Genomic DNA, 14026 nt, shown 5'->3' with positions numbered 1-14026 from the left:
TATGTGTGTATTATCTATGATCGTATCAAAATGGAAATCCATAATAGCTTTTACAATAATAAATTTGCTTACGGTATCCCTAACCTTTGCGGATCCGGGCGATGGGCTTTGTGATGGTAATGATGGCGGACCTGATGGTTGTCCCTTAGATACCTGGGTATGGGTGTTAATGATAGTAGCCGTAGTGTTTACCGCGCGGCACCTGATCCGGCAGAATAAATCAAATACAAGCCTTGAGCAACGGGCTTAATGGTTGTATTTAAGTTCCATTAAAATATTCCTCAAAAATTACTTGCTGTCTTCCTAAGCAAAGCGGTGTTGTTTTATTACAGAAATAAATCATATTGATATACAATCGGTTGTGCTATTATCTGTATCTTGACCAATAAAACAACCTGCTATGAAACACTTTTTTAAATGCGTATTGCCTGCTTTATTGGCATTTATGGTACAGGGCGTTTCGGCCCAAACCCACCGGTTGGAGAAGCTTTGGGAAACCGATTCCGTTGTACGGGTCCCTGAATCGGTTTTACCGGATTTTAAAAAACAGATTTTATACGTATCCGAAATTGGTGGAAACTCCAGCACCGCCGTTGGTAAAGGAGGGGTTGCCAAAATAGGTTTGGATGGCAAAATCATCGACCTTGATTTTACAACAGGCTTAAACTCTGCTAAAGGCATGGGACGGTTTGGCGACAAATTATATGTAGCCGATTTGTCTGAACTTGTTGTTATTGATATCAAAACCGGCAAAGTGATCAATAAAATAGCTATCGACAGCGCTAAAGTTTTAAATGATGTTACTGTTGATTCAAAAGGCGTGGTTTATGTATCAGATAGCAAAACCTTCAAGATCCACCGCGTTGAAAAAGGAAAGGTAACCACCTTTTTAACCCAGGTAACCGGTGTTAACGGGCTTAAAGCAATAGATAACGACCTGTATATCATGAGCGGGCCGAAGTTTATGAAAGCCGACAGCAAAGGTAATTTAACACAGATTGCCACGATTACTTGCAATGGTGATGGCCTTGAACCGGTTGGGAATGGCGATTTCCTGATCACCTGCTGGTCAGGGCATATATTTTATGTGTCTGCGGATGGGAAAGTAGAAGTACTGCTTGATTCAGAAGCGCAAAAGATGAGTACTGCCGACCTGGGTTATGATACCGTTAATCATATTTTATACATGCCGACCTTTTTTTCGAAGAAAGTAGTGGCATACAAACTAATAACCAATTAATATACCGGTCGGTAATTTAGGCTTATGTAACGCAAAAGAAGCCCTGCTAACTGAGTTGGCAGGGCTTCTTTTTTTAGTTCAAGTATTTTATTTGGCAGGAGTAATAACGATATTCCTGTAATCGATAGGGCCGTGATCGCCTTGAATCAATAGCGGACCTGGTTCGCCTTCTTTACTGTCGATAGCCCCGCCTGTAATACCCGGAATTTCCTGCTGGCATATTACCATAGTGCCGTTAGCTACAATTGTAACCAACCTGCCTACGAGGGTAATATCGTATGATTGCCATTCGCCGGCGTTTTTTGCCATCATTTTATTAGGAGGCAGGAAACCATAAATGGCGCTAAACTGGTTATTAATTGGTTCCGGTTCGCCGGTTTTGGTATCAATTACCTGTACCTCATAACGCCCTCTCAGATAAACGCCGCTGTTGCTGCCTTTCTGGTAACGAAACTCGATATGTAATTTAAAGTCGCTAAATTTTTGATCGGTGATAAGATTGGCACCGGAGTGTTTGCTTCTTAAAATTCCGGATTCAACTACCCATTGATTTTTGCCATCGGTATGCCAGCCTTTGGTATCTGTACCATTAAACAGTTTAACAGGTTTACCCCATACCGGTGCTTTTGTCCGGGTCATTGACGGTGCACGCACACCTGTAAAATGGTAAGTCACGCCATCGGTATAAACCATCGTGCCGTTTAACTCTTCGCCCTTAACCTCAAACTCAAAATCCATGTTGCGGTTTCCTTCTTCCCATTGTGGAGGGATAGAGAAGCTGTATTTTCCGTTATTTGGTTTTACTTCCGATATCGGTCGCGCACTCCCGAATGCATAAGTAAAACGGCCAATCAGCGTGTGCGTACCTGATTTCTGAACTTCCAGCCAGGAAGGAATGCTTTTGCCGCCTTTGTCCATAGTGATATCCCAGCGCCCGATAACGGCAGGATCTTTTATCTGCTGCGCTTTTGCCCCCGAAATTATCAGAAGCAACAATGCAGCGATAACCTGCATGCGGAAAAATTGGTAGGTTTTGGTTTGGTTAGTGGTAGTTTGGTTTCTCATAATATTTAAATCTACAAACTAACATTCAATATTTTAACTAAACGATCGATTTTTTGATGTGTCAAGCTGACACACACACTTCGATAACTATTAGCTGTACGTCGATTAGTTTTTGCCCACGGTCTATTACGGTTTAGGAAGTTTGTGATTTTGGGTTCTTTTGCCGGTAATAAATAGTAATGATGAAAAAAATCTCTCTCTTCATATTGTTCATCCTGGTGGTTTTAGCTTCCTATGCAAGTGGCCGGGTAAAAAACAACATAACTTCTAACCTCGATGAGTTTTCATCCGGTATTTCGGGTACGGTGCTTGATTCGGTAAGTGGTAAACCCGTTGATTATGCTACGGTAACCATTATTGACCAAAGCAACGGTAAAATAGTATCCGGCTCGCTTACAGCTACAGATGGTAAGTTTTCTATCGGAAAATTAAACAGGGGCATATATAACGTCAAGATCAGTTTTTTAAGTTATGCCGATAAAACCATATCGGGAATTAATCTTGCCGATGGTGAATCAAAAAAGCTGGGTCGTGTTTTGCTGAGCCCCAACGCTAAAGTATTGAATGAAGTGCAGGTAACAGCAAAGAAAGCCTTGGTTGAAGAAAAGATAGATCGCACGGTTTATAACGCCGAAAATGATCTTACAGCACGTGGTGGCGACGCATCTGATGTGATGAAACGCGTGCCTATGGTTTCTGTAGATATGGATGGCAACGTGAGCCTGAGGGGTAGCCAGAATATCAAGGTGCTTATTAATGGTAAACCATCGGCTATGATGTCGGCCAGTGTGGCAGATGCCTTGAAGCAAATCCCTGCTGATCTGATTAAGAGTGTGGAAGTGATCACTTCTCCATCGGCTAAGTATGATGCCGAAGGTTCGGGTGGTATCATTAATATCGTATTAAAACAAAATACCCTACAGGGGCTTACGCTCAATATCAATAGCACAGCCGGAACCCGTGGATCGGGTCTTGGCCTCAACGGCGGTTATAAAGTAGGCAAGTTTAATTTTTCGTTAGGCGGCTTTGGTCGTGGCAGCTACAATTCGCCGGGCTCTTTCAGCAATAGCCAAACCGTAAGCAGCCTTACTTCAAATGATACTTACCTTACTACGCAAAGTGCTACAACCAAAAATAAATCGTTGTTTGGCCGGTATAATTTTGGTATGGATTATGATATCAGCGAACATAACTCGCTTAGCCTGGGCGTGGTAATAGGCGCCAATAACCGTCCCACAACGCAAAATAATTTCCTGACACAAAGTTATCTTAATGATGAACTGACAAGCTCTATGCTGCAGCAGAACAAGATCACCAATAACTCCAACCAGGTAGACGCAACCCTTACTTATACACTTACAGGCAAAAAGCCAGAGCGCGAGTTCAGTATACTTACCGAATACAGCCAGAATAACAGGAATAACAATTTCGAGAATATCTATTTGGATCAAAGCAGTGGCGCGGCAACCGGCGGACTAAAAAACAATAATAACAGCGTTAATAAAGAACTTACTTTTGAGGCTGATTACCAAACACCTACATTCAAGAACCAATTGCTGGAGTTTGGCGCCAAAGATATTATCAGAACGGTAAGCAGTGATTATACCTATTTTTCTGCAGCAGATGGTTCGCTTAACTACCAGCCTATATCATCATCCAGTTTATCAAACGCTTTCAGCTACAAGCAGAACGTAGCGGCCGGTTACCTGTCATATACGCTTTCGCCTATTAAAAATTACACGCTTAAGGCCGGTGCAAGGTATGAGTATACCAACATTACGGCTGATTTTAACAGCGGCTCATCAGTTAATATTCCAAATTACGGTGTACTGGTACCAAGTGTAAACCTGGCCCGTAAGTTTGATAATGGCGATATGATCAAGTTTGGTTTTACACGCAGGATTCAGCGCCCGTCGCTTGAGTTTTTAAACCCTAATATCCAGGCATCAAACCCGCTTAACGTTACTGTAGGAAACCCGGCGCTCTCGCCCGAGTATACCAATAACTTGGAGTTGGGCTACAGCACTCATATCAAAAACAATAGCATTAACGTATCTGCCTTTATGCGCTCTACCAACGATGCTATCCAAACTATCAGGACAAGCAGCGGCGATACGGTGAGGACATCGTACCAAAACTTAGGCAAACAGGATGCTTACGGGTTAAGCCTTTCATTCAATTTATCCCCAATCAATAAATTAAGTATTAATGGTGGTGTAGATATGTATCACCTTAGCCTCGATAACCAGGACCCTGATCCATTGTTTCGCGCTAATAACCAGGGTTGGGTAGCTAACTACCGTTTGTTCGGTAGCTATGATCTGTCGGATAAATATTCTATTCAGGCTTTCACATTCCGTCGTTCACGCCAGATCCAGTTACAGGGCTACCAGGGAGGTTTTGGGGTTTACAATGTTAGCTTTAACAGGTATTTCGCCAAGAAAAAGGGCAGCATAGGCATAGGGCTTGATAACTTCCTGACTAACGGGTTTCACGTGCCTACGGTGGTTAACTCGGGTAATATCAGCCAGCAGGCGGTTAACATAACACAGGTACGCAGTTTCGAGATAAGGTTTAGTTACCGCATTGGCGGCCTTAGTCAGGCTAAACCTAAAAAACCGAAAAAGACCATCAATAATGATGACCTCAAAGACAGTGGAAGCAATAATGACAGTAAATAAGCATCCGGGAAATGTATAAGTAATTCAGAGAAACATATAATTTTAAAGCCCGGTATAAAGCCACCTTTGTATTGTATTAAAAATTAAAACAATGACAAAGACAATATTTATTACCGGTGCCTCATCTGGCCTGGGTAAAGCTACCGCCAAATTATTTCAAAGCAAAGGCTGGAACGTTATAGCAACCATGCGCTCACCTCAACATGAGCAGGAACTATCGGCATTAGCAAATGTTACCTTACTGCCTCTTGATGTTAATGATCCAAAACAAATTACAGCGTGTGTTGAAAAAGCTACCGGCCTAGGAATGATTGACGTAGTATTCAATAATGCAGGACATGGATTATTCGGCCCGTTAGAAAGTTACGACGACGAGCAGATAGCAGGATTGATAAACACCAATTTATTAGGCGTTATCAGGGTAACCAAAGCTTTTATATCGCATTTCAGACAACAGGGTGGCGGATTATTTATAACAACATCATCTATGGGCGGTATGACGGCCTTTCCGTTCAGCTCCATGTATCATGCAACCAAATGGGGGATAGAAGGGTTTAGCGAGAGTATGTATTTTGAGCTTTCGAAGTTTAACATCGGCATTAAAAATATTTTACCGGGCGGTATCAGAACCGACTACGTAGGCCGTTCAATGGCGCATGGTGTTCGTGAGGTTGAAGCTTATCAGCCGTCAATTGATAAGGTAAACAATATCATGAGCCATCTTTTACTTCCTGAAAACCTTACCCCTGCCGAGGATATAGCCGAAGTGGTTTTTGAAGCCGCGACGGACGGTAAAGATCAGCTAAGATATATTGCGGGTGAAGATGGAAAAGCTTTATATAAAACCCGGACGGAGATGGGAGCCGAGGCATTCCGCAAGCATTTTGATCAGGTTTTCTTTGGTTAATACGCTTTAAGGAGATTTCATATCTTTAAAAATGAAAAAAGAACTGATCCGTATCCGTTCCATCAATGAGTTGCACCGGTATTATCAATGTGGTACGCCACGTCATCCGCTGGTTTCGGTTATCGATCTTAAAACAATCCGGCATAATTTGCTGGATGAAGGCGAGGCTTACCAAATGTCGCTTTATATCGTTTCATGCAAGAGTTTCAAAGGCAGCCTGCATTATGGCAGGCAGCTTTATGATTTTGAAGAAGGATCGCTGTTGTTCACCGCTCCCGAACAGGTGATCAGTTCGGATCCGGAAGTTCAGGTAGAGGAGGGCTGGGCCCTGTTTTTTCATCCGGATCTGATCAACGGCACTACGCTTGGGCGAAATATTCATCAGTATTCTTTTTTTCTGTATGATCTGAATGAAGCCCTGCACGTTTCGGACGAGGAAAAGCAAGTGCTGCTGGATTGTATTAAAAAAATTGAACGGGAATATTCACAAAATATAGATAAGCACACCCAGGGCTTAATAGTAAGCAATATCGAATTACTGTTAAGCTACTGTAACCGCTTTTATGATCGTCAGTTTTTGACGCGGGCGAAGGTAAACCATGACATTGTGCAGCGCTTTGAATTATTGCTGAATGAATATTTTACACGTGAAACACTGGTTAACGATGGCTTACCGGAAGTGAAATATTTTGCATCGAAGCTCAATATTTCGCCTAATTACCTGTCCGATTTGTTGCATAAATATACCGGCAAAACAACGCTTGAGCATATTCATTTACAGCTTATCGAAAAGGCAAAATTGTTACTGTGGGAAACGGGTAAGTCGGTTAGTGAAGTTGCCTATCAGCTTGGGTTTGATCATCCCTCACATTTTACAAAAATCTTCAAAAGCAAAACCGGCCTTACGCCAAAAGCATACCGAAGTAACAACTGATTGGTTTTTTGGAGGTCTGAAATTGATATAACAAAGACGGTCATTTATAGGCCGTCTTTGTTATTATAATTGGGGTTGGACAGTTTGCCCCTAAACTTTATTTATTGACAATATCAAATGTGCTGAATTGCGCGCTTTCTGTTGGCTTGCCTTTAAAAAACAGGCCTATACGTTGAGGCCGGTCCCATTGCGGTAAAAAATCTACAGGAATACTTTTTCCGGCATATATTTCTTTCCAATCCTGGTTTGGTGCGGCGTAATAAGCTTTGCAGGTTCTGTCGGGTGCCATGCTGAATTTGAGGCGTACAGGCACATCAGACGCTATGGTAACAGAATCAATAATAGTAAAACTACCATCCTTAATCATCCATAATTTCACTTGCTTACCCGAGGTGCCAATTCCTAAAGCCGAATTGACAGTGCCATAAAAGGCCAGGCCTTTAAGCGCGTTATTGCTGTTAGATACAGTCGCAGTCATATCGAAATTATCGGATACCGGGCGCACGCCATATACAATCCCAGCCTTATTTTTCTCAGACACCTGGCCCGATAAATTAAACTTTCCATTACCTTGTTTTACAACGGGACTGGCATTGTGGAAATCGTACTGCCAATAAAGTGCGGGCTTATTAGTAGTAAAGGCATCATGTATTTCGGGAAGTGGATGCGGAGTAGCAACGGTTTTCATGATAGGCCATCCATCGTTTTTAGGCCACGAAAGCGTAGCTAACATGCCCTCGCGACCCGTGAAAACCTCACTGTGCTCATTGTAGGCGTGGCATAGATAAAAGTATTGTCCGGTAGTACTTTTAACAAATGTTCCGTGCCCGCTGCATTTCCATCCTGGCGCGGGTTTCAACAATTCTTCGCCTTCATATTTTTCATATGGTCCCGCAAAACTGGTTGCCCTTGCTACCTTAACATGGTAGCTGCAACGTACGCCGCAGCAATCTCCGGCAGAATAAAACAGGTAGTAATATTTCCCGTTTTTTAAAATGCTTTGTCCCTCCATGCCCGCGCGTTTATCGTCTTTGAGGAGGGAAAACATTTCTCCCTCGGTTTTCAAACCATCTGCCGAAAGTTTACAAGCCAGGAGTTCGATAGGGCGGTTATCGAGGCCGTATGCTTTAAACGAGATATACAATTGTCCATTGTCATTGTATATAAATGGATCTATGGCTTCTTTACCATGGTCAACAACAATTCCGCGATCTGTAAAACCATGATCGGGATAATTTGAAGTTGCCACACCGATGCAAGAAACATTATCAGCTTTACGCCTGGCAGTGTAATAAATGTAATAAGTTTTGTTAATGTGATAATATTCCGGCGCCCAGAATGATCCTACAGTCCATTCGGGTGCTTTATCAAATACGTATCCAGCCTGTTTCCAGGTCTTGAGATCTGTTGAGTGATAAACAGGAAAATGCGGTGCCCATTCTGATGATGTTCCCGCGGCATAATAACCATTGGGGGTAGCAATAACCGTTGGGTCCGGAAAATCACCGGGTATAACAGCTGTAGTTGTTTGGGCGGTACATTGATTTATGGTTGCCCATAAAAGCAGGAAAGCAAAAAAACGTAAGGTTAGTAATTTCATCAGGTATTGGTTTTTTGGTACGGCAATATCGTTATTTTCCGCTATTGAAGTATTGCTAAACCGATTTTTTTGACTGAATGTGGATTTACACCAACACGCAAATTGATGCAGCCACGATAAACCTTACAGACTTATGCATCGGTCCTTATTTTGTGTGATAAGGTCCATCTTAAAGAAAATGTAATACTAACTGTTCCCATTCCTCGGCCAATGATATATTTGGCCGGGGTTGGCGTGCTTTACTGTACCAATAATCGGCGTTTCCAATGTCTCCTTCTTTACGGTGCAAATATGCGTGCACCCAGGCCGAAGCCTGATCGCCCAAGTGATCAACCTGCGCATGCGCCTGATGCCAATCGTCTTTACCATCATACCAAAGGCTTTTTAATTGTACAGAGAGCCCGTTGTCTGGCTGCTCTGCGGTTAATGATGCTTTAAATTCTGCTAAAGTTTTCATTTGGTATTTGTTTTTTTCGACAGTTAGGATTGGTAATGAAAGTATTGAAAAAATATGTCGTAAACATAATCCGACTCGTGATCGGTATCAAATCCTCCCTGTTTGTAAATATCCTGAATTAATCGGGATTATGTATTACCAAAAGAAACAAACAGATAGCTTAGAATCCAATCACATCAGGTAGGTAATGGCTACTTTACGTGGTTTACATTTTATTATATTCGGGCCGGAATAAAATACCTGTCACAATGAAATATTCGGTTCTAAGCTTGTCATTGCTATTTCTTCTATGTTCGTTTGGCTCATTAAATACCAATAAAACGCAAATAAAATGGGTAACGGATGCAAAAGGGAAAAAGCTAAGGAAGGAAGAAGAAAGTTTGTATAACGACAAAGGTGATATTATTAAGTCGGTTCAATACGTAGATCATCAGAAGCCACTTTGTGAAATATTTAGCTTTGAATATGCTAATGGTCATAAATCAAAAAAGGTGAAAACATTTTGTGAAGGAAAAGGCTACCAACTTACCGTTTATACTTATGATAAACAGAATCGTTTAGTACAGGAAGTGGACTATGAATCAAAAAATCAATTAGTCGAAAAAAGAGTTAATACCTATCAGGGCAGTGGTAATAACATCAGCAGTACGGCATACTTTAACGGCAAGGAAAAAGATGCGTATATGAAATCGGGCTTTGAATATTATCATGATAATCTGCTCAAAAAAGAAATTCAAACGGTTGGTGGCAGCTGGAATTGTACCAACAACTACAAATATGATAGCAATAAAAATCTGATTTACGAAGATGCCGAGGTTGATGGCGGAGTAGGAGTAGTGAAGTATTATTACACTTATCAAAACAACATTTTGGTAAAGGATGTGGTTAAAATCCCGGATACAGGTACTGAGTACCATCTGTATGAATATAGTACAAAGCAATGATCAGCGTTTGCACCGCCACTAAATTTTCATGATTATCTTCTTTTTATAAAATACAAACATAGGTAACCAAACTATCAGCGTAAATATAATAGCGGTAATTAAAGACGCCCATTGCGGGCCCACGATGTTCTTAAAAACAAGATTGTTAATAATATGCATCCCTGAAATTCTACCCTGAGCTGTTGTGATATGAATTAATCCAAAAGGTTCAGGCAATACTTCGGATAGCACATAGGAGGCAATAGCATTAATACCAAACACCGTGAAGATCCAGTAAGGCATTTTGATTTTTTTAATATCGATAAGCAGGTAGCAAAGCGCGAAAGCTACCATACAGATCCCACCGGCAAATAACACATAAGAGCTTGACCAAAGCGGTTTGTTTAACGGAAAGAGCAGATTGAAAAGCAGCCCCGCTATAATAAATAGTGAGCCCATTACGGCAAGGCTTCCGAATTTATTTTTCGCAGATAGTTTTAGCTCTTTGAGTATCGCGCCGGCATATAAACCTACCATAGCCGAGCAAACCGCAGGCAGGGTACCGACTATTCCACAAGGATCTGTATAGGCAAATTTAGCGAGGTGCTTTTCGGAAAGGAAAAACCTGTCTATAACTGCAGCGATGTTATGCGTGGGTGTTACGGCAAAGGAACCCTGCAAGGGGATAAGGCAGACAACAATATAATATCCGATTAAAATTCCTCCAAAAACATATTTCCATCCTTTTTGTGGGATGTACAGGTAGATCACAGTCGATAAAAAGTATACAACGCCTAACCGCGGCAATACGCCGGGGAAACGTAAGGTGCTAAAGCTGAAATGATACACCAACTGAATTCCCCAACCAATAAGAATTAACAAAATCATCCTTTTTAATGCTTTAAAAATAATATCACGGTGTTTTTCGGGGTCATCTTTTTTTGACTGCAAAGCAAAAACGATAGAAATGCCCATCATGAAAATAAAGCAGGGAAATACCAGGTCGGTAGGGGTACAGCCGTTCCATTCCGAATGCTTTAATGGGGCGAAAGCATTATCGTGATCGCCGGGAGTATTAACAATGATCATGGCAGCGATAGTAAGGCCGCGAAAAACATCTAACGATTGGAGGCGCTCTTTTACCGGGTTCATTGATGCGGTTGGCTTATAAATAATTAATGTTCTATAAGAAATACTCTGCAATTTAACTAAAATAAATCTTAACGTGTACGTACACGTTAAGATTTATTTTAGTTTTGTGAAGGTTTTGTAATAACAATGCCTGTGTTTTTAAAAGAAGACAGAATAAATCAATTCGTCTGTATATTTGGTGCCTGAACATGAAAGAAAGTAACTCAAACTCAACGGGTGTTAAGGAAATTGCCCGGCTCGCTAATGTCTCTATCGGTACGGTTGACAGGGTGATCCATAACCGTAAGGGTGTATCAGACGAAACCCGTAAAAAGGTTAATGCCATTATTGAAGAACTAAATTTCAGGCCCAATAAAATGGCCAGCCTTTTAGCCCGGCGTAACCAGGTTAACATTGGTGTGCTTATCCCTAAAACATCCAGCGAAACCAATTACTGGTCGTATCCGCTGGTGGGTATCACACAAGCTGTGGACGAGTTAAAGCAGTTTGGAGTAAGCGTCACGCACTTCTTTTATGATTTAGATTCAAAAAATAGCTTTATCACTGCGAGCGAGCAGATACTGGCTGCTGATTTACAGGGGGTATTACTTGCGCCATCGTTTATCGAAGAGTCGCTTATGCTTACCAAAAAGCTGACAGAAGCCAATATTCCCTTTGTTTTTATCAACTCCGATCTCCCCCGGCAGGAGAGCTTAAGCTATATCGGTCCCGATCTGTTCCAGAGCGGTCGGCTTGCGGCGCAGATCATCAGCATGATGGCACGTGAAACCGACGATATATTTATCGTGAACATCTCTACCGAACTGGAGCTCGATCACCATTTACTACGAAAAGAGCAGGGGTTCCGCAGGTATTTTGAGGAACATAACATTGCTAATACGATACTTACACTTAATATCAACCACACCGATATTCAATCGGTTAAAAAACAGCTCAGTAAAGCGCTGGCTTCAGCGCCAAACGCGCGGGTTTTGTTTGTTACCAATTCCAGGGTAAACGTGGTGGCGCGTGTGCTGACAGATCATCCGCAAAAACTGATATTGATAGGGTATGATTTTATTGAAGAGAATATTCGCTGCCTCGAAAACGAATCCATTTCATTTATTATCAGCCAGCGCCCTAAAGAGCAAGGCTACCACGGTATTATGGCGCTTTATAAACATCTTTTTGGCTTAGGTGACGCCGAGCGTACCAACTATATGCCGATAGATATCATCACCAAAGAAAACTTCCATTATTATAAAAATTAAAATAATGTTTTGATTCCCCGTAGGGGATACCTATTTGTAGATAAATTAATCATAAAAATTAGTGCCTCGTAGAGGCTACCCTTATTATATCGATTAAAAATCGCTATTAGGGTAGCACCTACGGCGCAAAAAATAATTTAATCATGATTCTACAAATAGGTAGTACCTAACGGTGCACCCTGTTAATAGCCAGGATTTTGTGTTAACTGAGCGTCCTTATTAAGGTCTATTTCTGATTGAGGTATCGGCAACAACAAATACTTATCAGATATACTGGTGATCTTTTGTCCCCGGTTTTTAACCCTGTCAACCAGTGTTTTGGTGCGCATTAAGGTCATACGGCGGTTCTCTTCGGCAATCAATTCGCGTACGCGCTCATCCAATATAAAATCCATTGTAATTTGTCCTGAATTAACTAAAGGGGCGTGAGCCCGGTCACGCAGCACGTTGATACTTGTGGCGGCACCTGCTGTGTTGCCCTGTTTAAATTGTGCTTCGGCTTTAAGCAGATAGGTTTCGCCCAGACGCATAATAATCATATCCTTGATCATGCTGCTGCCAAACTCATCGTTGGGGTCAAACTGGTCCCATTTGTTTGTTTTGGGTACGATGTTTCGGTTGGTGTCAATACCCGGCCCCGTAACCAGTTTGCCGTAAAGCGAACTCGACGGATCATTATAATAATATTTGCGACGCAGGTTGTATTGGGAATTGCGCATGTCATTTTTATCGTACAGATTAAGCACAAAATAGGTTAATGCCATACGACTGATACCACGACCGCCTAAACTATCGCCTATGATCATGCCCGGTGTGTTATAATAGCGGCTACCCCAGGCCCTGCGGTGTTGTGAACCGGTAAAGTGATATCCCGGAAACTTGCTATCAATATCCGGGCCTGCACCGTTAGGTACCGATGCCGGGTTTTCTGTTTCCTGCACCCAGATGGCTTCGGTATTGGCCTGGTTGCGGCGCTGGTTACCAAAAATGAACATATCGGCAAAAGCGTCGCCGGGTTGGTTGGCGTGTACCCCGTAACGGTTTTTGATGAGGCTAAAAAAGCCGCTGTTGATAACGGCGTTACATTCAGTTTCCGCGTCAGGATTTTTGCCCATCCTTAGGTAAACCTCAGCCAGTAGTTGAGAAGCCATTGCGCTGTGTGGTGTCGAGGCTACTGTCAATTGATCAACTGTTGGCGCATTTTGCTTAGAAAAGGTAAGGTCCTGCACTATAAGCTTATTTACGTCATCAAGTGATGCGCGTACAAAATCAGTTTTAGGGGCGGTAAGCGGCGTGGTAATAATGGGCACGCCGCCAAATAAGGTGGCCAGGTAATTATAGGCTAATCCTCTGTAAAATAAGGCCTGTCCCTTAATACGATTTTTAAAGCCGGTTGATAGCGTTAACCCCGGCTGATCAATATTGGTTACCACATTATTGGCGTTGTTAATGAGCAGGTAGCACCATCTCCAAACAAAATCTATCGATACATCCCTTGAGGTAAGTTTTTCATAGTTTGTGTAGGGTATGGCCATTGGGTCCAGATCATCGATGGCTTTGTTATAGGCCACATCGGTGCCCATTTGCCATACACACAGAAAGCCCTGGTTACCATTCTGGTTTTCGTTTTGGTTGTTCCACAAGTTGTAAGTGTATTGTAAACCTACTATACCAGCTTCAAAGGCAAGGGAATCTTTGAGCGCGGCAGGGGTGAATTTAGAGTAAACGGTTTCCTTCAAAAAGTCCTTTTTACAGGAGTTTAGCACCGCGCCTATGGCGAGCAGCACCGTTAGCAGTTTGATATATGTTTTCATATG

The 14026-nt window shown here is 42.1% G+C and carries 12 protein-coding genes; 7 read left to right on the top strand and 5 right to left on the bottom strand.

Annotation, left to right across the window (positions count from 1 at the left end):
* Nucleotide 1: 1 nt before the first annotated feature.
* Together DUL71_RS10300 and DUL71_RS10295 are read left to right on the top strand one after the other, a co-directional pair.
* Nucleotides 2-250 carry a hypothetical protein gene (locus DUL71_RS10300; protein WP_154402356.1) on the top strand — a complete coding sequence of 83 codons (249 nt, stop codon included), beginning with the start codon at nucleotides 2-4 and terminating at the stop codon, nucleotides 248-250.
* A 150-nt stretch (nucleotides 251-400) separates the two neighbouring features.
* Nucleotides 401-1240 carry an SMP-30/gluconolactonase/LRE family protein gene (locus DUL71_RS10295; RefSeq protein WP_244228734.1) on the top strand — a complete coding sequence of 280 codons (840 nt, stop codon included), beginning with the start codon at nucleotides 401-403 and terminating at the stop codon, nucleotides 1238-1240.
* Nucleotides 1241-1327: 87 nt separating this feature from the next.
* On the opposite strand, the gene DUL71_RS10290 is transcribed toward DUL71_RS10295, so the two are convergent.
* Entirely contained in the window at nucleotides 1328-2305 is a 978-nt protein-coding gene (locus DUL71_RS10290) for a 3-keto-disaccharide hydrolase (RefSeq protein WP_244228733.1), read from the bottom strand.
* Between the two features lie 179 nt (nucleotides 2306-2484).
* Here DUL71_RS10290 and DUL71_RS10285 point away from each other — a divergent pair, with 179 nt between their 5' ends.
* The 3 genes from DUL71_RS10285 (at nucleotide 2485) to DUL71_RS10275 (ending at nucleotide 6827) form a co-directional block, all read left to right on the top strand.
* The gene (locus DUL71_RS10285; protein ID WP_114937997.1) at nucleotides 2485-4986 is read left to right on the top strand and encodes a TonB-dependent receptor; all 2502 of its coding nucleotides are present in this window, start codon (nucleotides 2485-2487) and stop codon (nucleotides 4984-4986) included.
* 91 nt (nucleotides 4987-5077) lie between these two features.
* The gene (locus tag DUL71_RS10280; RefSeq protein ID WP_114937996.1) at nucleotides 5078-5893 is read left to right on the top strand and encodes an SDR family oxidoreductase; all 816 of its coding nucleotides are present in this window, start codon (nucleotides 5078-5080) and stop codon (nucleotides 5891-5893) included.
* A gap of 31 nt (nucleotides 5894-5924) precedes the next feature.
* Nucleotides 5925-6827 (top strand): helix-turn-helix domain-containing protein, encoded by a 903-nt coding sequence (locus DUL71_RS10275; RefSeq protein ID WP_114937995.1) that lies wholly within the window; start codon nucleotides 5925-5927, stop codon nucleotides 6825-6827.
* A gap of 97 nt (nucleotides 6828-6924) precedes the next feature.
* Here DUL71_RS10275 and DUL71_RS10270 read toward each other — a convergent pair whose 3' ends face one another.
* The gene (locus DUL71_RS10270; RefSeq protein ID WP_114937994.1) at nucleotides 6925-8427 is read right to left on the bottom strand and encodes a glycoside hydrolase family 43 protein; all 1503 of its coding nucleotides are present in this window, start codon (nucleotides 8425-8427) and stop codon (nucleotides 6925-6927) included.
* A 169-nt stretch (nucleotides 8428-8596) separates the two neighbouring features.
* Nucleotides 8597-8884, bottom strand: coding sequence for a hypothetical protein (locus DUL71_RS10265; protein ID WP_114937993.1), 288 nt, complete (start codon nucleotides 8882-8884; stop codon nucleotides 8597-8599).
* Between the two features lie 248 nt (nucleotides 8885-9132).
* Here DUL71_RS10265 and DUL71_RS10260 point away from each other — a divergent pair, with 248 nt between their 5' ends.
* Nucleotides 9133-9828, top strand: coding sequence for a hypothetical protein (locus DUL71_RS10260; RefSeq protein ID WP_114937992.1), 696 nt, complete (start codon nucleotides 9133-9135; stop codon nucleotides 9826-9828).
* Nucleotides 9829-9846: 18 nt separating this feature from the next.
* Here DUL71_RS10260 and DUL71_RS10255 read toward each other — a convergent pair whose 3' ends face one another.
* Nucleotides 9847-10959 carry an acyltransferase family protein gene (locus tag DUL71_RS10255; RefSeq protein ID WP_114937991.1) on the bottom strand — a complete coding sequence of 371 codons (1113 nt, stop codon included), beginning with the start codon at nucleotides 10957-10959 and terminating at the stop codon, nucleotides 9847-9849.
* A 188-nt stretch (nucleotides 10960-11147) separates the two neighbouring features.
* Between DUL71_RS10255 and DUL71_RS10250 the strand changes: the two genes are divergently transcribed.
* A complete protein-coding gene (locus DUL71_RS10250) occupies nucleotides 11148-12209 on the top strand; it encodes a LacI family DNA-binding transcriptional regulator (protein ID WP_114937990.1) in 1062 nt (353 codons plus the stop codon).
* Between the two features lie 182 nt (nucleotides 12210-12391).
* On the opposite strand, the gene DUL71_RS10245 is transcribed toward DUL71_RS10250, so the two are convergent.
* Nucleotides 12392-14023: a RagB/SusD family nutrient uptake outer membrane protein gene (locus DUL71_RS10245; protein WP_114937989.1), complete on the bottom strand. Its 1632-nt coding sequence runs from the start codon at nucleotides 14021-14023 to the stop codon at nucleotides 12392-12394.
* Nucleotides 14024-14026: the final 3 nt, after the last annotated feature.

The sequence above is a fragment of the Mucilaginibacter endophyticus genome, from assembly GCF_003351025.1.
In the GTDB taxonomy this organism is placed as follows: Bacteria; Bacteroidota; Bacteroidia; order Sphingobacteriales; family Sphingobacteriaceae; genus Mucilaginibacter; species Mucilaginibacter endophyticus.
The sequence above is the reverse complement of the archived record's forward strand: the minus strand, read 5'-3'. Positions and strand labels throughout refer to the sequence as shown.

Bases quoted from the DNA above. Each gene is read 5' to 3' on its own strand.
- DUL71_RS10300 (WP_154402356.1), top strand. From the start codon at position 2: ATGTGTGTATTATCTATGATCGTATCAAAATGGAAATCCATAATAGCT.
- DUL71_RS10295 (WP_244228734.1), top strand. From the start codon at position 401: ATGAAACACTTTTTTAAATGCGTATTGCCTGCTTTATTGGCATTTATG.
- DUL71_RS10290 (WP_244228733.1), bottom strand. From the start codon at position 2,305: ATGAGAAACCAAACTACCACTAACCAAACCAAAACCTACCAATTTTTC.
- DUL71_RS10285 (WP_114937997.1), top strand. From the start codon at position 2,485: ATGATGAAAAAAATCTCTCTCTTCATATTGTTCATCCTGGTGGTTTTA.
- DUL71_RS10280 (WP_114937996.1), top strand. From the start codon at position 5,078: ATGACAAAGACAATATTTATTACCGGTGCCTCATCTGGCCTGGGTAAA.
- DUL71_RS10275 (WP_114937995.1), top strand. From the start codon at position 5,925: ATGAAAAAAGAACTGATCCGTATCCGTTCCATCAATGAGTTGCACCGG.
- DUL71_RS10270 (WP_114937994.1), bottom strand. From the start codon at position 8,427: ATGAAATTACTAACCTTACGTTTTTTTGCTTTCCTGCTTTTATGGGCA.
- DUL71_RS10265 (WP_114937993.1), bottom strand. From the start codon at position 8,884: ATGAAAACTTTAGCAGAATTTAAAGCATCATTAACCGCAGAGCAGCCA.
- DUL71_RS10260 (WP_114937992.1), top strand. From the start codon at position 9,133: ATGAAATATTCGGTTCTAAGCTTGTCATTGCTATTTCTTCTATGTTCG.
- DUL71_RS10255 (WP_114937991.1), bottom strand. From the start codon at position 10,959: ATGAACCCGGTAAAAGAGCGCCTCCAATCGTTAGATGTTTTTCGCGGC.
- DUL71_RS10250 (WP_114937990.1), top strand. From the start codon at position 11,148: ATGAAAGAAAGTAACTCAAACTCAACGGGTGTTAAGGAAATTGCCCGG.
- DUL71_RS10245 (WP_114937989.1), bottom strand. From the start codon at position 14,023: ATGAAAACATATATCAAACTGCTAACGGTGCTGCTCGCCATAGGCGCG.